The sequence below is a fragment of the Aliamphritea hakodatensis genome, from assembly GCF_024347195.1.
Classification (GTDB): domain Bacteria; phylum Pseudomonadota; class Gammaproteobacteria; order Pseudomonadales; family Balneatricaceae; genus Amphritea; species Amphritea hakodatensis.
In genome coordinates this window covers 710,816-727,406 of record NZ_AP025281.1, presented here as the reverse complement: position 1 = coordinate 727,406, position 16,591 = coordinate 710,816, and the positions used below count along the sequence as shown (strand labels likewise).

Annotated in this window: 17 protein-coding genes; 4 read left to right on the top strand and 13 right to left on the bottom strand. The window is 51.3% G+C overall.

The features are described from left to right. Positions 1-43: 43 nt before the first annotated feature. From PCI15_RS03270 to PCI15_RS03245, 6 genes are all read right to left on the bottom strand, one after another. On the bottom strand, positions 44-2,386 hold the full coding sequence (locus PCI15_RS03270; protein ID WP_271272937.1) for a methyl-accepting chemotaxis protein: 2,343 nt from the start codon (positions 2,384-2,386) through the stop codon (positions 44-46). A gap of 32 nt (positions 2,387-2,418) precedes the next feature. Next, on the bottom strand, positions 2,419-2,925 hold the full coding sequence (locus tag PCI15_RS03265; protein ID WP_271272936.1) for a chemotaxis protein CheW: 507 nt from the start codon (positions 2,923-2,925) through the stop codon (positions 2,419-2,421). After that, positions 2,922-5,348, bottom strand: a complete 2,427-nt coding sequence (locus PCI15_RS03260; protein ID WP_271272935.1) for a chemotaxis protein CheA — start codon at positions 5,346-5,348, stop codon at positions 2,922-2,924. The genes PCI15_RS03265 and PCI15_RS03260 overlap by 4 nt, the downstream gene beginning before the upstream one ends. 6 nt (positions 5,349-5,354) lie before the next feature. Continuing rightward, on the bottom strand, positions 5,355-5,717 hold the full coding sequence (locus PCI15_RS03255) for a response regulator (protein ID WP_205659298.1): 363 nt from the start codon (positions 5,715-5,717) through the stop codon (positions 5,355-5,357). Between the two features lie 27 nt (positions 5,718-5,744). Then, positions 5,745-6,035, bottom strand: coding sequence for an STAS domain-containing protein (locus PCI15_RS03250; RefSeq protein WP_271272934.1), 291 nt, complete (start codon positions 6,033-6,035; stop codon positions 5,745-5,747). A gap of 322 nt (positions 6,036-6,357) precedes the next feature. Continuing rightward, positions 6,358-6,891 (bottom strand): hypothetical protein, encoded by a 534-nt coding sequence (locus tag PCI15_RS03245; RefSeq protein ID WP_271272933.1) that lies wholly within the window; start codon positions 6,889-6,891, stop codon positions 6,358-6,360. Positions 6,892-7,500: 609 nt separating this feature from the next. Between PCI15_RS03245 and PCI15_RS03240 the strand changes: the two genes are divergently transcribed. After that, positions 7,501-7,806, top strand: coding sequence for a c-type cytochrome (locus tag PCI15_RS03240; RefSeq protein WP_271272932.1), 306 nt, complete (start codon positions 7,501-7,503; stop codon positions 7,804-7,806). A 47-nt stretch (positions 7,807-7,853) separates the two neighbouring features. On the opposite strand, the gene PCI15_RS03235 is transcribed toward PCI15_RS03240, so the two are convergent. Together PCI15_RS03235 and pomA are read right to left on the bottom strand one after the other, a co-directional pair. Beyond that, positions 7,854-8,801, bottom strand: coding sequence for a flagellar motor protein MotB (locus PCI15_RS03235; RefSeq protein ID WP_271272931.1), 948 nt, complete (start codon positions 8,799-8,801; stop codon positions 7,854-7,856). 5 nt (positions 8,802-8,806) lie between these two features. Then, on the bottom strand, positions 8,807-9,565 hold the full coding sequence (gene pomA, locus PCI15_RS03230; protein WP_271272930.1) for a flagellar motor protein PomA: 759 nt from the start codon (positions 9,563-9,565) through the stop codon (positions 8,807-8,809). Positions 9,566-9,815: 250 nt separating this feature from the next. On the opposite strand from pomA, the gene PCI15_RS03225 reads away from it, so the two are divergent. Genes PCI15_RS03225 through dxs form a run of 3 tightly spaced genes read left to right on the top strand, consistent with a single transcriptional unit; the run spans position 9,816 to position 12,750 of the window. Next, positions 9,816-10,055 (top strand): exodeoxyribonuclease VII small subunit, encoded by a 240-nt coding sequence (locus tag PCI15_RS03225; protein ID WP_205659292.1) that lies wholly within the window; start codon positions 9,816-9,818, stop codon positions 10,053-10,055. A 9-nt stretch (positions 10,056-10,064) separates the two neighbouring features. Continuing rightward, positions 10,065-10,943: a (2E,6E)-farnesyl diphosphate synthase gene (gene ispA / locus PCI15_RS03220; protein ID WP_336296741.1), complete on the top strand. Its 879-nt coding sequence runs from the start codon at positions 10,065-10,067 to the stop codon at positions 10,941-10,943. A gap of 25 nt (positions 10,944-10,968) precedes the next feature. Continuing rightward, on the top strand, positions 10,969-12,750 hold the full coding sequence (dxs, locus tag PCI15_RS03215) for a 1-deoxy-D-xylulose-5-phosphate synthase (protein WP_271272928.1): 1,782 nt from the start codon (positions 10,969-10,971) through the stop codon (positions 12,748-12,750). 77 nt (positions 12,751-12,827) lie between these two features. Here dxs and ribA read toward each other — a convergent pair whose 3' ends face one another. From ribA to PCI15_RS03190, 5 genes are all read right to left on the bottom strand, one after another. Further along, positions 12,828-13,448, bottom strand: coding sequence for a GTP cyclohydrolase II (gene ribA / locus PCI15_RS03210; protein ID WP_271272927.1), 621 nt, complete (start codon positions 13,446-13,448; stop codon positions 12,828-12,830). Positions 13,449-13,608: 160 nt separating this feature from the next. Further along, positions 13,609-14,958 carry an ATP-binding protein gene (locus PCI15_RS03205; RefSeq protein ID WP_271272926.1) on the bottom strand — a complete coding sequence of 450 codons (1,350 nt, stop codon included), beginning with the start codon at positions 14,956-14,958 and terminating at the stop codon, positions 13,609-13,611. Further along, on the bottom strand, positions 14,955-15,617 hold the full coding sequence (locus tag PCI15_RS03200) for a response regulator transcription factor (RefSeq protein WP_271272925.1): 663 nt from the start codon (positions 15,615-15,617) through the stop codon (positions 14,955-14,957). Before PCI15_RS03200 ends, PCI15_RS03205 begins: the two co-directional genes overlap by 4 nt. A gap of 68 nt (positions 15,618-15,685) precedes the next feature. Continuing rightward, entirely contained in the window at positions 15,686-16,015 is a 330-nt protein-coding gene (locus tag PCI15_RS03195) for a PepSY domain-containing protein (protein ID WP_271272924.1), read from the bottom strand. A 53-nt stretch (positions 16,016-16,068) separates the two neighbouring features. Beyond that, positions 16,069-16,410: a PepSY-associated transmembrane domain-containing protein gene (locus tag PCI15_RS03190; protein WP_271272923.1), complete on the bottom strand. Its 342-nt coding sequence runs from the start codon at positions 16,408-16,410 to the stop codon at positions 16,069-16,071. Between the last annotated feature and the right edge of the window lie 181 nt (positions 16,411-16,591).

Sequence of the window (16,591 nt, the reverse complement as noted above, 5' to 3'; positions counted from 1 at the left end):
TGCGCGCCATTACAGCGCGCCTTCCTGTCTTACACCGGTATAATCAGAACTCTTCCCATTCATCATTACTGCCAGCGGCTACCGGCGCGGTTTTAACATTATTGCGACGGGTTGTTGCCGGGCTGGCCGCAACCGGGGTGTCTGATACCAGTGAACGTACCCGTGCCATACGCACATGACTGTTAGCGGTTTCATTCATACCGCTGACCCTGAATGCGCTCACCAGACGCTGCAGCTGTTCAGCCTGCTCTTCCATAGAAGAGGACGCCGCAGCAACTTCTTCCACCAGTGCCGCATTCTGCTGAGTCCCTTCATCCATCTGGGTAACCGCCACATTCACTTCTTCAATGCCGATGGCCTGTTCACGGCTGGCCGAGGCAATCTCACTGATAATCCCGGAAACGTTTTTAATGGCGCCCATGATTTCATCCAGTGCTTTACCGGATTCATCAACAAATACGCCCCCTTCCTCAACTTTCTCAACGCTGTCGCTGATCAGCTCTTTAATTTCTTTAGCAGCACTGGCACTGCGCTGGGCCAGGTTACGTACTTCGGAAGCTACCACTGCAAAACCGCGTCCCTGTTCGCCCGCTCTGGCGGCCTCAACGGCAGCGTTAAGCGCTAACAGGTTAGTCTGGAACGCAATCTCATCAATGACGCTGATAATTTCTGCAATTTTGCTGGAGCTGGCACTGATATCGCCCATAGATGTCACAACCCGGGCCGAAATTTCACCGCCTTTTTCAGCCAGTAACTGCGCATTTTCTGCCAGCTTACGGGCCTCATCCGCATTATCTGCGTTCTGCCTAACTGTACTGGTCATTTGTTCCATACTGGCCGCGGTTTCCTGCAGGCTCGCCGCCTGCGCTTCTGTACGCTGGCTCAGCGTGGTATTACCGCTGGATATCTCAGACGAGCCGGTATTAATACTGGCTCCGGCACTGCGAATTTCACCCACCATGTTCTCAAGGTTACGAATCGAACTGTTTAACGCATCATTCAGTTCTGCAAACTCGCCGTGATACTCACCGCTCATTTCCTGGGTCAAATCACCCTTCGCCAGCGCTTCCAGTACAGTTTTCACATCGCGTACCGGGACCACGACCGCATCCAGCATCTGATTCACGCCTTCGGCGATGTTCTTCATGAAGCCAGTGTAAATATCAACATCCAGGCGCTGATCCAGCTGCCCCATTGAAGCCTGACTGATCAGCTCTTCCACCTGCTTCTCAGCATTCAGCTGGTCTGTCACATCGGCCCATTCAACCACTGTGCCCAAACGGCTGTTCTGTTCATCAATCACCGGGTTGGCGATCAGGTTAAAGGTCCGTGCCCCTACCTCAATCTGACCATTATGGGTGGATTTCAGAGCGTCCAGCATACGGCGCTGATGTTCAGGATTCTTATGGAAGATATCAAAATTCGCACCGACCAGCGCATTGGCATCAAAATCAGGCAGTTGCTCACGAATATCCGCTTCAGCATTGCTCATCATCCGAATAACGGCATCGTTACAGTAGATGATTTCACCTTCATTGTTGGCCAGCATGACATTGGAAGAAACATTATCCAGAGCGACTTTAATCCGCTGTGCCCGCTTGGCCTGTTCCCGTGCATCATTCACTTCAAAACCCAGCTTCACTGCCAGCATTTTAACGCTGCGCTTGAGTTCACCCACTTCACCGGGTTCTTCGATCGGAATCGGTTCAAGATAGTTGCCTTCTGAAACATCCAGCATATGACGCTGCGCGTCCTGAGCAGGGGAAATTACTTCTTTATCCAGCACCCGTTTTGAACCGAAAGCCATGATCAGATATGCCAGCAGTGGCCCGGCCATCAGCCCTTCTGCCGGCAGGCCCAGTGCATAAATAGCGGCATTCACAATCACGGCGGCTGCCAGTCCTGAAAGGGTATAACGGTTAAGTTTGCCTTTCAGGTTTGTCGGTTTAATGTTATCCGGATTTGGCAGGCTGGCATCTTTACCGCGCAGGGTTGAATACAGTGCCTCAGCCGTAACGATTTCATCCTGAGTTGGCCGGGTCCGGACCGACATATACTCAACAATTTCACCGTTTTTAAAGACCGGTGTTACGTTAGCTTTTACCCAATAAAAATCACCGCTCTTGCAGCGATTTTTTACCAGCTTGCTCCACGGACGGCCCAGCTTAAGTGTGCTCCAAAGATCTTTGAAGGCCGCCTGTGGCATATCCGGATGACGCACCAGGTTATGATTTTTTCCAACCAGTTCATCCTCACTGAAACCACTGACCTCAACAAAGTCCGGGTTGGTATAAGTAATGATGCCTTTAAGATTGGTTTTAGTAACCAGTTCCTGACCGTCTCTGAGTTTGACTTCCCGGTCGGTCACCGGCTCATTAATCTTCATGCTCTCTCCTTTAAAAAACCTGTACTGCGCGTCTAACCGGCTACCGGCGCTGCTACCGCCAGTTCACCTGAATTCATTAGCTGATCGATATCCATCAGCACAATCATTTTGTCATCATGAGCCACCAGACCGGTGATAAACTCGGAATTGATGACCCCGCCTATCTGCGGGGAAACCTGAATCTGACCGGTTGCCAGCGTGTATGTCTCGGCGACTGCGTCGACAATGATGCCCATGATTCGCTCGCCTTTTTCACTCTGTACCTTGATCACGATAACCACAGTGGTCGGGCCATACACCAGAGCAGGCAAGCCAAACCGTAACCGCAAGTCGATGACCGGAATAATTGCACCGCGCAGATTCAGAACACCGCGCAGATAGTCCGGCATTTCCGGAATCGGGGTGACCGGTGCCCAGCCACGCAGTTCCTGAACCCGCAGAATATCAATGCCATACTCTTCATCTTCCAGCAGAAAGCTCAGATACTGCTGGCCATCTTCACTGTAGGTAAGGTCATCGCCCAGCTCATGGCTGTTCATGCAACATTCTCCCTGTCCGGCACGGCCTGAAGCCCGCCGTTACCCGTATTGGCAGAGTGCGCCATACCCGCACTCAGGCCCCGTTTTATGATCCCCGTGACATCCAGAATCAGTGCGACACTGCCATCTCCCAGAATGGTTGCACCGGCAAATCCTTCAATCGGTTTGAAATTAACTTCAAGGCTTTTGATAACAACCTGCTGCTGGCCATAGAGTTCATCCACCACCAGTCCCACTTTCTGACCGCCGTTCTCAACGATTGCAATCAGACTGCCGGCAAAGCCTTCTTCTTTGGCCTCAGGTGGTAACTTAAACAGCGCACGCATTGATATCAGCGGGATATATTCATCACGGAAATGCAGCAATTTATTTTCCCCGGCGATCGGACTCAGGGATTTTTTATCTGCCTGGAAAGTTTCGACGATTGATACCAGCGGTAAAATGTAGGTCTGGTCATGAATCCTTACCAGTTGGCCGTCAAGAATGGCCAGGGTAAGCGGCAGGCTGACACTGAACTTAGCTCCGTTGCCCGGATCAGAACGGACACTGACGTTGCCCCCCAGTGATTCAATATTCCGCCGTACCACGTCCATTCCGACCCCCCGGCCGGACAGGTCGCTGACTTCTTCTGCGGTGGAGAACCCCGGCTTAAATATCAGCTCATCGATTTCCTGATCGGTCATCGCCTGATCTTCAGTGATCAGCCCGTTCTCCAGTGCTTTCTGGCGAATTCTGGCGGTATTCAGCCCCCGGCCATCGTCGATGATATCAATAACAATAACGCCGCCCTGATGATAAGCATTCAGCTGAACGGTACCGGTTTCATTCTTTCCGGCCGCCAGCCGTTCTTCCGGTGTTTCCAACCCGTGATCAAGAGAGTTACGGATCAGGTGTACCAGCGGATCGCCGATTTTCTCCATCACAGTTTTATCTATTTCGGTCTGTTCACCGGAGATTACCAGGTCCACCTTCTTACCCAGCTTACCGCTGACGTCATGTACCAGCCGTGGGAAGCGGTTAAACACGAAGCTGATCGGCAACATTCTTACCCGCATCACATCTTCCTGCAGGTCACGGGTATTACGTTCCAGTTGCTCCAGACCGCTCTGCAACCGCTCGAAATCAGCACCGGTAGATTCCATCAGTTCCTGACCGATCTGTCCGAGCATCGCCTGAGTAATTACCAGTTCTCCAACCCGGTTTATCAGTGCGTCAATCTTGTCTGTATCCACCCGGATGGAACTGCTTTCGGTTGCTTTGGGCTTACGGGCAGCCGGCGTTTTGTCCGCAGCTGCCGGAGCCGGTGTTTTAGGCTCTGCCGGGGCAGGCGTAACCGGCTCACTGACAGGTGCCTGAGGGCTGTCCGGGGCTGTTTCAGTTGCAACGGCAGCAGGCTGAGCCTCTGTGGCCTGTACAGCCTCTTCAGCACCGCTCAGCGCAGATACATTAATTTCGCACTCATCTTCTACCCACTCGAAGACTTCCCGGACAGAGGCCTCGTCACAGTCGGATTCCAGGGTCAGTTGCCAGGAAAGGTAAATCAGCTCCGGGTTCAGGTCGGCCAGTGCAGGCAAGTTACTCAGATTCGCCTCAACTGTCAGTTCACCAAGATCAGTGAGGGTGTCCAGCATCAGCGAAGGCTCATTACCGGTCTGAACAATGTCTGCACCGGGAATAAATTCGACACGCCAGCCGGCCGCCGGCGTTATGCATAACGGGCTGATACTCAGATCACATTCGTCCTCAACCCATTCGAAAATTTCTTTAACATCGTCTTCGCTGCAGTCGGAGGTAAGTCCGATCTGCCAGTTAATGTGCAGCAATTCAGGGTCCAGCGCTGCCAGCGCAGGCAACCCTGAGCAGTCAGGCTGAACATTCAGTTCACCAAAGTCCTCCAGCGCTTCGAACATAAACGCGGGTTCATGGCCTTGCTGTAACAGGTCTTTGTGGGGCTGAAAATCGATCTGCCAACCGGCAGGCACACTGGCAACGGTCGCTACTTCTGCCGGTCTTTCGGCTACCGGTACCGCTTCTGCCGGCGCCTCCCCCAGTGCAACTTCAAGGCCTTTCTGTACGCTGGCAAGCATTTCCGGATCAGCGTCAGCGCCCCCCTGTACGGACTCAAGCAAAGCCTTGATACAGTCGACAGACTCAAGCAACAGATTGACCAGCGGGCCGGTGACAGCCTGTTTACCACTGCGCATTTCATCCAGCAGGGTTTCTACACGGTGCGTAAAGTCTGCAACTTCATTAAAACCAAAGGTTCCCGCGCCCCCCTTTATGGAATGGGCAGCACGGAAGATAGTATTGATCGTTTCTTCGTCTGCCGAGTCCATGTCCAGCAGGCTCGATTCCATGACTTCTAAACCTTCGTAACTCTCTTCGAGGAAGGTTGCAATAAACTGCGAAAGATCAATACTCATAGGCGATCACCGTACGACGCGTTTGATTGTGCTGATCAACTTCTCAGGATTAAAAGGTTTTACCAGCCAGCCTGTCGCACCGGCACTTTTCCCTTGCTGCTTCATATCAGCGGAGCTTTCAGTGGTGAGCATCAGTACCGGGGTGAACTTGAACGTCGGCAGCTTACGCAGCTCAGAACACAGAGTGATACCGTCCATGACCGGCATATTCACATCGGTAAGCACCAGATCAAAGCGGCCGCCTTTTGCCTTGGTCAGCGCTTCCTGACCATTACCGGCCTCAACAACCTGATAACCTTCCTGCTTCAGGGTAAAGGTCACCATATTTCGTAAAGAAGCCGAATCATCAACAACTAAGATGGTTGCCATTTAATATTCTCCGTAATCCGTTATTTTTTATGCTGACCCGAGTTGCAGCATGGATGCCAGTCCCAGTTGGCGGGCAACCTTATCCAGTTCAGCAGACCGGTTCTGCCACTCGTAATCAATATTGTGTGACTGCAACTCTTTGATGAATACAACGAGCAACTGAACCGCTGCCGTGTCGACCCGGGTCAGGTCAGCAGCGTTTATTGAAATTGAAGCAGAAGATTCCAGAAGGTCAGTGAATTTATCTTTCCATTCACCGATATTTACAATTGAGATCTCTTCCGGCAACTGTAACTCTTCCCTGGTTTCATTAGTCATATGCGTATCTCTCAATTTTCCGGGTACTACTTATCTCTCGGCTTTTCTCCTGCAAACTTAAACAGGAATATTTGTAGATATAAATGTGTTACACAAAGCTTCTTAAGTCAAAAAATCAATCACTTAGCTTACTCACTTTGGTGAGTATACAACCTTGATTTACAAGGATTTTCAGCATCGTGCAATAGCACTTTTTATTATCCGCAAAGCCTTTTTAAACGTTATCCTTTGTTATTACTGAAGATTTAAAATTTCAGCCTGACAAAATCCAGGCGAAAAAAAAGCTGCTATAAAAGCAGCTTTTTCCAGCGTATCTGGCACATTACGTGCGGCGGTCTGCCGCGGAGCCCATCCGTTTACGGCCTGCAAAATCAGGCGACACGTCGGTACTGCGAACATAGCCAACAACACAGCGCTCCGGATCTATCACATCCCCCAGAACCTGCTGCCATTTTTCCGCATTCAGTACCACATGGGAAGAATCGCTGAAGTACAGCCATTCATTCTCAACCATGCTTTTTACCTTACGCCGTACAGTTTCGTACGGAATACCGGTCGCAATACTGATCGAATGATTATTACAGGAGAAACCCGGTACCGACTGTTTCGCCTCTTCATCTTCACGCTGGCGCAGTGCCCACAGTGAGATTACATTAAAAATAATCGCGGCTTTGATGTCACCGTCAAAAACCCGGTAACAGCGAATCAGAAAATCGGTCGAAAAAGATACGAAGCCCAGTTTCTGTGCTAATTCTTCCGCATCAAAACAGGACCTAAGATTAGTCGGGTTCGCCCCAGCAGACGTAGACTGATCATGCCGATTTGAAACGGTCGTAGAAGTTGCATTTTTATCCATATTATTCCCCAGCCAGCAGCTAACAGCGTTCCGTTGCTATGTCAGATTCTTGTTAATTAAACAGATCTTACAATTATTGTATGACTTTTAACATATACCAACAAAGTATCCCCATTCAAGAAAATACCGCTCTTTCCCTAATGAAATTAGACCATTGCAATGATTTTGTCACATCTTACTGCTAAAACTGATATCCAGAATCAGCTATAGGATTAAAACAATGACGATGAACTCATTGCAACACCAGATACTTCAGTTAACCCGTAAGGGCTTAAGCTTAAATGAAATTCTGCAAATTACTGACGCACCCGCAGACATGGTCCGGCAGTTTCACCAGCAGTGTTTCCTTCAGCATAAACACCGTGACGCCAAAGAATCTTCACAGCATCAACAGGCAATGTATGCTATGAATCTTCGTGCCACACATAATTAATCGGCAGGTTTCCGGAAAAATTAAGCATTCCTTGACACAGATTCAATTCTTATCTGTTCTGGCTATTTACAGACGCCATCCCGAGTTTCTAAACTGATCCCAGCATAGAAGTTCACCACAGGGTTTCTGTGTTCACCTTTGCTCTAGCCAAACATTAGAGGCCTCAAGGAATTACAATGAAAAAATTATTACTGGCAGCAACTGCTGCTGCACTTCTGACACCCGTAGCCGCCTTTGCTGAACGTGACGGCACAACTGTATACAACACTTACTGTCTGGCATGCCACATGACCGGCGTAGCCGGTGCGCCAAAAGTAGGCGACCCTGAAGCCTGGAAAACCCGTATAGAAAAAGGCGTTGATGGCCTGCTGGCAACCGCGAAAAGTGGCCTGAATGTTATGCCACCCATGGGTAACTGCCAAAACTGTACTGACAGTGAGCTGACTGCAGCTATTCAGCACATGCTGGATAACTCCAAGTAAGCAATGCGTATGTATAAAAAACCCGGCCTGTGCCGGGTTTTTTTATATCAGAAGACTTCCTGTGGGGTCAGCGGTCCGAAAACTTCAGCATCCCCGGCTTTAATTTTTTCCAGCGCTTCAGGATCAGCCCCTTTCTGAACAATGATTTCAACCCGCCGGTTGGTGCTGCGGTTCAGTGAAGTGTCGTTAGGCGCCAGCGGTTTGGTATCTGAATAACCGACCACATTGAACCGTGACTGATCAATTCTCGGGTCCGCAAATAACTCATGGGCAACCGATAAAGCCCGTGCTGTGGATAATCCCCAGTTGGATTCATACTGACCACCGGATACCGGAATGTTATCCGTGTGCCCTTCAATAGCAACCTTACCGTGAACAGTCAGTAAAACATCCCGAATCTTGGCCATCACAGGAATATAAGCGAACTTCAGTTCTGCAGAGCCGGAGCTGAAAGATCCTTTATCCTTTACACGGATAATAATTTTCTTACCGTCAGTCTCAACTTCTACGCTTCCCTGGCCAATTTCTGACTGCAAGGCAGCGGCAAAGGAAACAGCATCCGTTTTAGCCTGCGCTTCGGCCTGCTCCTCAATCTGCTCTAACAGCTCCCGAAGCTCTTCCTGAGTCTCACTCTTCTCTTCTTCACTGACTTCAGACTCACCTTCCTGAGTGCGTATATCCAGCGTCTGGAGATCGTTGTCTGTGGTCATTTGACGGACTTCATTCAGCGGCGTAGGCTCCGGGCGGCCCGGACTGAATTCCTGAGCAATGATACTGGTACCCTTAGGTATATCAGCAACCTTTACCTGATTCTGAACACCAAAGGCTTCACGCATAGAGCCGGCCAACTGCTTAAACTTCAGCACGTCCATTTCTGAGAAAGACAACAGCAATACGAAGAAGCACATCAACAGAGACATAAGGTCGCCGAAGGTTGCTAGCCAGCCCGGTAACCCCGCGGGACAGGGGGGGCATTTTTCTTCTTCATCACTCATCCGCGTTACCCTTCAGCCACTGCCCGTTTTTTCTCAGGCAGGTAGTTGCGCAGCATTTGCTCAATAACCCGGGGATTCTGACCGGCCTGAATTGCCAGCAGGCCATCGATAATCAGCGACTGATTCAGCTCTTCTTCCGCTTTACGGCCATCGAGTTTATCTGCGATCGGCAGTGCAAACATGGTTGCCAGCATCGCACCGTAAAGTGTTGTCAGCAGGGCAACCGCCATCGCAGGGCCGATCGACTTAGGGTCACTCATGTTGGACAGCATCTGTACCAGACCAACCAGTGTACCGATCATGCCCATCGCAGGCCCGACATCACCCATCGCCTTAAAAATGTCACAGGCGCTTTCATGACGCTCAGTGGTCAGAGATTTTTCTTTATTCAGGAGGCCGCGGACAATGTCCGGGTCGTGACCGTCTACCAGTAACTGAATGCCACGTTGCATAAAGTCACTGCTGACTGTTTTATCTTCCAGCGAAAGCAGACCACCTTTACGGGCAGCATCCGCCAGATCAACGGCTTCTGCGATAATATCTTCAGGCTTCACGGACTTGAACATAAACGCCTTGCCCATCACCTTACCGATACTCAGGAACTGGCCCAGAGTAAACTTCATCAGCACAACAAAAAGACTGCCGCCCAGTACGATGAGCAGTGATGGCACGTTAACAAACGTCCCTACGTCGCCACCGGTTACCATCGCTGCGACTACGATACCAAATGCACCTAATAACCCAACGAGCGTTGCTAAATCCACTCTGTACTCCTCAGCGTCATAAACTCAAATCCACTTTGAAAAAGTTAATCCACTTAGTGTTATCGCCCCGACCAGACGAATACTTTAGCTTCATCCGCATAAAAATCTACATCAAGTGACAGGCAAGATTCAAACGATTGATTTAGGGCCCTTCTTTACTTGCCCTATATCGTACTATTTACAGTACAATATGCCAGTCTAAATAAACCCAACACGCACTAAGCTGCTAGATTATTTGAGAATTTCGCTAATGCCTGCATCTAAGAAGCCCCTCGATTTTGAAACAGCACTTGGCCAGCTTGAAAGCATGGTTGAAGAACTCGAAAAGGGCGACCTCAGCCTTGAGCAGTCACTGCATACCTTCGAAGAAGGCGTGCGGCTGACCCGAAGCTGTCAGACCATGCTAAGCGATGCCGAGCAGAAAGTTCAGCTACTGATTAAGCAAAATGGTGAGTTACAGGAAACACCGTTTGAACTGCCGGAGGAATAATCTGTGGATATGAAGCAGCAACTCAACCGGTACCGCAGCAGAGTTGACCAGGCCCTGGAGCAACACATGGCCAGCCAGACTGCTGCGCCCCTGTTACAGGAAGCAATGCGTTATTCACTGTTTAATGGCGGTAAACGGGTGCGGCCGCTGCTGGTATATATGGCCAACCAGCTGCTCGCGGGCAACCTTGATGCAGCCGATAATGCTGCCTGCGCAATCGAATGTGTCCACAGCTATTCACTGGTACATGATGATCTGCCAGCAATGGACGATGATGATCTCCGCCGCGGCAAACCGACCTGCCATATCCAGTTTGACGAGGCGACAGCCATTCTTGCCGGCGATGCCTTGCAAGCCCTCGCATTTGAACTGCTGAGCAAGCCTGCAGAGCTTTTCGGCCCTGCCACACAGCTACAGATGCTGGCCTCTCTGGCCCGGGGCAGCGGTGCGATGGGTATGGTTGCCGGCCAGTCAATTGATCTCAGCCATGTTGGCAAAATGATGACCCTGGACGAGCTGGAGAATATGCACCGCCATAAAACCGGTGCACTTATCTGCAGCAGCATTGAAATGGGTGCACTGAGCAGTGGCAATGCCACCACCGAAGACTTGCAGGCTCTGGACACCTTCGCCCGGCATATTGGTCTGGCCTTTCAGGTGAAGGATGACATTCTGGACATTGAAGGGGACACCCAGACCCTGGGCAAACCTCAGGGCTCAGATACCGAACAGGATAAACCCACCTATCCGGCGCTGCTTGGCATGGCGGGGGCAAAACAAAAACTGGCCCTACTAAACGAACAGGCCCATGCTAGTATCCAGTCATATGGTGATGCTGCCCAACCACTGCACTGGTTAGCGGATTACATCGTAGAACGCCAATACTAATCCGCTGCTGAAGATTGCCACGCTGATGTTTTTTGAAATTCCCACGACCCGCCCCGATACTCCTTTGCTGAACCGACTCGACCAGCCGGATCAATTGCGCCAGCTGCCTGCTGATCAGTTAGATGAGCTGGCCCGGGAACTGCGGCACTTTCTGCTCTACAGCGTCGGCCAGACCGGCGGCCACTTTGGTGCCGGGCTGGGCGTTGTTGAACTGACAATAGCCCTCCACTACTGCCTCAGCACCCCACAAGATCACCTGATCTGGGATGTGGGACACCAGAGTTATCCACATAAAATACTCACCGGCCGAAGAGAGGAGCTGCTGACCATCCGCAAAAAGGACGGTCTGGCCCCCTTCCCCCGGCAGAGCGAAAGCCCCTACGATGATTTCGGTACCGGGCACTCAAGCACCTCTATCAGTGCTGCGCTGGGCATGGCGCTTGCAGATAAGCTGCAAAATATCGACAGCCGCACCGTTGCCGTTATCGGCGACGGCGCAATGACCGCCGGCATGGCATTTGAAGCACTGAATCATGCCGCACATACCGGCAGCAACCTGCTGGTAATTCTCAACGATAATGACATGTCGATCTCCCATAACGAAGGCGGGCTGGCCACCTATCTGGCCAAAAACCTCAAAGATAATATGGGAGAAACAACCGCCGCACTGTTTGAAGCACTGGATTTTAACTATTCCGGTCCGGTGGATGGTCACGACATTCAGGCCCTGCTGCAGGCGCTGCAACAAAGCCTGAACCAGTCTGGCCCGCAGTTTTTGCACATTACCACGCTGAAAGGTAAAGGTTTCGCCCCGGCAGAAAAAGACCCGATCGGTTATCACGCCATCGCCAAAATCGACCCTATCGGTAAGCCAAAAGCCAAAAGCAAACCGACCTTTGCCCATATTTTTGGCCAGTGGGCGACAGATAAAGCAGCAGAAGACGCCAGACTGACCGCAATCACCCCCGCCATGCGTGAAGGTTCCGGCCTGGTGGAATTTTCCCGGCAGTTTCCGGAGCGATTTTTTGATGTTGCCATTGCCGAACAGCATGCGGTAACACTGGCTGCAGGTATGGCTTACCGCAACATGAAGCCGGTCGTCGCCATTTATTCGACCTTTCTGCAGCGGGCCTACGATCAGCTGATTCACGATGTCCTGATTCAGAACCTGGACGTCCTGTTCTGCATTGACCGGGCCGGGCTGGTCGGCGAAGACGGTGCAACCCACGCGGGCTGCTATGACATAAGTTTTCTGCGCTGCATTCCGGAAATGGTCATCATGACGCCGGCGGATGAACAGGAATTACTGAATTTACTGGAAACCGGTTACCAGCATCAGGGGCCGGCAGCGATTCGCTACCCCCGTGGCAGCGGTACCGCGATACAAACCGCTCCGGCTACCCCGGTTCCGCTAAGCCGCGCACGTGAGATCCGCCGGGGCAACAGTGGTGTTGCCGTCCTTAACTTCGGTCCCCTGCTCAGTCAGGCGGAAGCGCTGGGGGAGGAGACGGATATCACCATCATTGATATGCGTTTCGTCAAACCGCTGGATCAGCAGATGATTCTGACACTGCTGGCAGATCATCACACCTTAATCACGCTGGAAGACCATGCCGTAAAGGCTGGCGCCGGATCAGCTGTCAGCGAGTACTTACACAGCATCAACAGTCAGGTACACCTGATCAGCCTGGGGATTCCGGACCGCTGGATCGAACACGCCACCCGTCAGGAACAGCTGGCGGAATGCGGACTTGATAGCGAAGGCCTGCGCCGGGTAATTCGCCCACTGCTCTGGTCTGCGGGCTGATTATCAGTATTCTTCAGACACAAAAAAAGGCCGGCTCACTGTAACAGCAGAGCCGGCCTTTTTTAATCTGAGGGAAATTATTTTTCCTGAGGTTCTTCCTGAAAATGCTGCTCCGTCATCATATGTCCGAGCTTGCCCATTTTCGTCGCCAGATACTCTTCATTATGGCGGTTCTTGCCGACCTGCAGCGGTACCCGCTTATCAACATTCAGACCGCTGGCCTGCAATGCTTTAACTTTGCGCGGATTGTTAGTCATCAGTTTAACGCTGGTAATACCCAGATGCTCCAGCATAACCTGACACATGGTGTAATCCCGCTGATCTGCCTGAAAGCCCAGCTGCTCGTTGGCTTCAACAGTGTCCGCACCGCCATCCTGCAAATGATACGCTTTGATTTTATTCAACAGGCCAATGCCGCGGCCTTCCTGACGCAGGTACAGAATCACCCCGCTGCCTTCTTCTGCGATACGTTTCATCGCTTCCTGCAGCTGGAAGCCACAGTCACAGCGCAGTGAAAACAGGGCGTCACCGGTCAGACATTCAGAGTGAATACGGGCCAGTACTGGCGTATCAGATGCCAGCTCACCAAAAGTGAGTGCTACATGCTCTTTACCTGTTGCCCGGTCTTCAAAACCGACCATGGTAAATACACCCCAGGGGGTGGGCAGCTTGGATGAGGCAACATATTCAACAGACACGGGAAGTATTCCTTAATCAAAACAGGCGGGCATTCTATCAGCCCGACGAAACAAGCGCTAACTCTGAATACGACATAATCAGCAAGTCATCGACCTGCATCACATAACGCATCACGGATACACTCAATATGGGGGAAATTAGCCGGGTTTCAAGAGGAAATTATACTTCTGCCACATCCATATCCAACTGACGGGGCAAAATAACCTGAACCTGCAACCCACCCAATGACGCTGAGTGGCTCAGTTTACAGGTGCCCTGATACTGCCGGATGATCTCAGAAATAATGCTCATCCCCAGACCATGCCCGCTGGTTTCTTCATCCAGACGCTCACCACGGTTCATTAACCGTTCCAGATCTTCCGGCGCAACCCCGGGGCCATCATCGGCAACGATCAGCTCGAGGCTTTCATCGTCCATCCGCGCCACGATACTGATCTGGCTTTTGGTCCACTTAGACGCGTTATCCAGCAGGTTTCCCATCAGCTCAACAAGGTCATCGCGCTCTCCGGGAAAGTAAGTTGTTGCCGATACATCCAGCCTGAAATCAATAGCTTTTTCCCTATAGATCGCCTTCAGAGTCCGCACCAGCTTTTCCAGTTCTTCCTGAATATAAATGCGCTGCCCGGGTAACGCGGCACCGGCTATCCGGGCACGGGTCAGCTCCCGCTCCATCATCCCCCGCAAACGGGATGACTGCTCCTGCATATCTTTACCCTGGCTATAACCCGCTTCAATCAGTGCCTCTATCTGCCGGTCAATGACCGTCAGCGGCGTCTTGGAAGCATGAGCAAGGTTCCCCACCGCATTTCTGGAACGCTGCAGGCGCATTTCCATACTCTGGACCAGATAGTTAATTTCGGTTACCAGTGGCTCAATCTCTTTGGTTTCCACTGCAGGTAACTGCCGGATGTGTCCGGACTTAAGCTGGGCTATCTCATGCCTGACGGCTTTCAGAGAGGACAACCCCTGCCGGATAACCCATACCTGTACCGCCAGCAGAACCAGCAGCAACACACCGCCAACACCGGCAAATAGCCAGGTAAGCTGCGCCAGAGACGCTTCAATAAAGCTGACATCTTCCGCCAGAGCAACACGGATAGCCCGCCCCTGCTTCATGAATTTGTTTTCATAGACCAGCCAGGGCGCGCCGTTCATCTCCAGCAAACGGATCCGCTCTTCGCCGACGTCCTGGTGCTCACTGAGGGGGATTTTTGCATCCCACAGGGAGCGGGAAAAGAACCATTTATCGTCTACAGCCACCTGAAAATAGTGGCCGGACATAGGCTGTTCATACACAGAGGAGGTTTTATCCGGGTCCAGCCGCCAGCCACTGCCAATATCCATATCCACCGCGCGCAGCAGGGTATAGGCATCACTGGCCAGCCGGGCAGACACAAAGTCATACGCCATCTGGCGTAAAAACCAGCCCTGCCCCAGCCACAACACAACAAAAAGGATCAGAGTAACCAGCACGAAACCGAAGTTCAGCCGTGCCTGAATGGATCTCAAGTGGGCTCTCCGAAGACGTATCCCTGACCGCGCTTGGTCTTAATCAGCTCAGCGCCAATCTTTTTGCGCAGCATTTTGATATAGGCTTCGACCACGTTACTGTCGTTTTCAGTGCCGTCATCGTACATATGTTCAACCAGCTGCAGCTTAGACAAAACCCGGCCAGGGTTATGCATCATATACCGCAGCAAGCGGTATTCAGTGCCGGTCAGTGAGACTTCAGCACCGTCCTTAATGACTGACTGGCTGTTTTCATCCAGCGACAGACCGGACGACTCCAACTGAGAACTGATTTGCTGATTGGCACGGCGCAGCAGCGCAGTCATCCGCACCAGCAGCTCTTCAGTATGAAACGGTTTACACAGGTAGTCATCGGCACCGGCCTCGAAGCCGTCCACGCGCTCTTGCCAGGCGCTGCGGGCCGTCAGAATCAGAACCGGAATATTATTCTTCTTAGTGCGCCAGTGGCGTAATACATCCAGACCGGATTTATCAGGTAAACCCAGATCCAGTACCACCAGATCGTATATATCTTCTTCACCCAGGGCCTGGGCGTCGATACCGTTAACCGCCAGGTCAACGGCGTAGCCATGCTTAGCTAATGCTGTTTTTAATTCCGGGCCTAACGCCGGATCATCCTCAGCCAGCAAAATCCGCATTGCAATTCCTCTTGGTGAAAAATACTGAATGGAAAAAGCCGGCATCATTTACCGGCCTTCTGATCAGTTTAAATGTCTTTTTGCCCGTCACCTTCCAGCGTATGACTGATGGCACCTGTACGGGCATCAATATATAGCATTTCAATCATGCCATTGGTACCGGCAATCTCCATTTCATAGATATACACCGCCCCTTTTTTAAGCAGACTGGTTTCAATGATCCGTCCTTCCGACATATCCTTAACCAGCGCCATCAGTTCAGCCATTGACAGAATCTCACCGCTGGATACCAGCTCACGGCAATCTTCATAATCAAGCTTTTCAAATGACTCCATCGCTGCAGCGGAAAATCCCTGCAACATCAGCATAGAAAATAATAATATTTTTATAAATTTCATTCCGGCCCCTCATCGTACGGTATCAGCCAACCGTCAACGGCACTCTCAAATTGCTAAAACGTATAATACCTGGCTCCGGCCAACAGCTGTTGAACTGTCAGGCGGGGTAAGGAGTCTCCGGTATATGCATCAACAAAATCGGTACGTACTTTGCCAGACTGATCTCTGCGCTGCAGCTGGTACATATAGCCGCGGGCATGTGGAATCAGACTCATATCAAGCATATCGCCGGGCGCAGCCTGAATACGTTCTCTCAGCTCAGTCACCGACAGGATACTACCCTGCACCAGCACCGGCTGCACATCAGAAAAACTAAGACGCTTTGTATCAGCCTGAACACTCAGTGTCAGGCCCAGCAGCAATACTGCCGCCATTCCAGATTGCATGAATCGCATATTCAGCCCACCTCTTTCAAAGACAGTTAGTAAGCTGGGCAAAGCATGCAAAAACCATCCTGCAACACTCTGCCTCACGGAGAATATGTCGAACGTTGAAAATATCTGCAGACAGGCTGCGGGAGGAACACAGGGGATAGTTCCGGATCATTTCACACGGAGTTCGGCAGACTCTGAGCTA

What these genes read in the sequence shown, in the direction of transcription:
- PCI15_RS03260 (WP_271272935.1), bottom strand. Translation starts at nt 5,348, where the DNA reads ATGAGTATTGATCTTTCGCAGTTTATTGCAACCTTCCTCGAAGAGAGT.
- PCI15_RS03225 (WP_205659292.1), top strand. Translation starts at nt 9,816, where the DNA reads ATGCCTGCATCTAAGAAGCCCCTCGATTTTGAAACAGCACTTGGCCAG.
- ispA (WP_336296741.1), top strand. Translation starts at nt 10,065, where the DNA reads ATGAAGCAGCAACTCAACCGGTACCGCAGCAGAGTTGACCAGGCCCTG.
- PCI15_RS03265 (WP_271272936.1), bottom strand. Translation starts at nt 2,925, where the DNA reads ATGAACAGCCATGAGCTGGGCGATGACCTTACCTACAGTGAAGATGGC.
- PCI15_RS03190 (WP_271272923.1), bottom strand. Translation starts at nt 16,410, where the DNA reads ATGCGATTCATGCAATCTGGAATGGCGGCAGTATTGCTGCTGGGCCTG.
- PCI15_RS03195 (WP_271272924.1), bottom strand. Translation starts at nt 16,015, where the DNA reads ATGAAATTTATAAAAATATTATTATTTTCTATGCTGATGTTGCAGGGA.
- PCI15_RS03240 (WP_271272932.1), top strand. Translation starts at nt 7,501, where the DNA reads ATGAAAAAATTATTACTGGCAGCAACTGCTGCTGCACTTCTGACACCC.
- PCI15_RS03270 (WP_271272937.1), bottom strand. Translation starts at nt 2,386, where the DNA reads ATGAAGATTAATGAGCCGGTGACCGACCGGGAAGTCAAACTCAGAGAC.
- PCI15_RS03245 (WP_271272933.1), bottom strand. Translation starts at nt 6,891, where the DNA reads ATGGATAAAAATGCAACTTCTACGACCGTTTCAAATCGGCATGATCAG.
- PCI15_RS03235 (WP_271272931.1), bottom strand. Translation starts at nt 8,801, where the DNA reads ATGAGTGATGAAGAAGAAAAATGCCCCCCCTGTCCCGCGGGGTTACCG.
- PCI15_RS03250 (WP_271272934.1), bottom strand. Translation starts at nt 6,035, where the DNA reads ATGACTAATGAAACCAGGGAAGAGTTACAGTTGCCGGAAGAGATCTCA.
- dxs (WP_271272928.1), top strand. Translation starts at nt 10,969, where the DNA reads ATGTTTTTTGAAATTCCCACGACCCGCCCCGATACTCCTTTGCTGAAC.
- PCI15_RS03255 (WP_205659298.1), bottom strand. Translation starts at nt 5,717, where the DNA reads ATGGCAACCATCTTAGTTGTTGATGATTCGGCTTCTTTACGAAATATG.
- PCI15_RS03200 (WP_271272925.1), bottom strand. Translation starts at nt 15,617, where the DNA reads ATGCGGATTTTGCTGGCTGAGGATGATCCGGCGTTAGGCCCGGAATTA.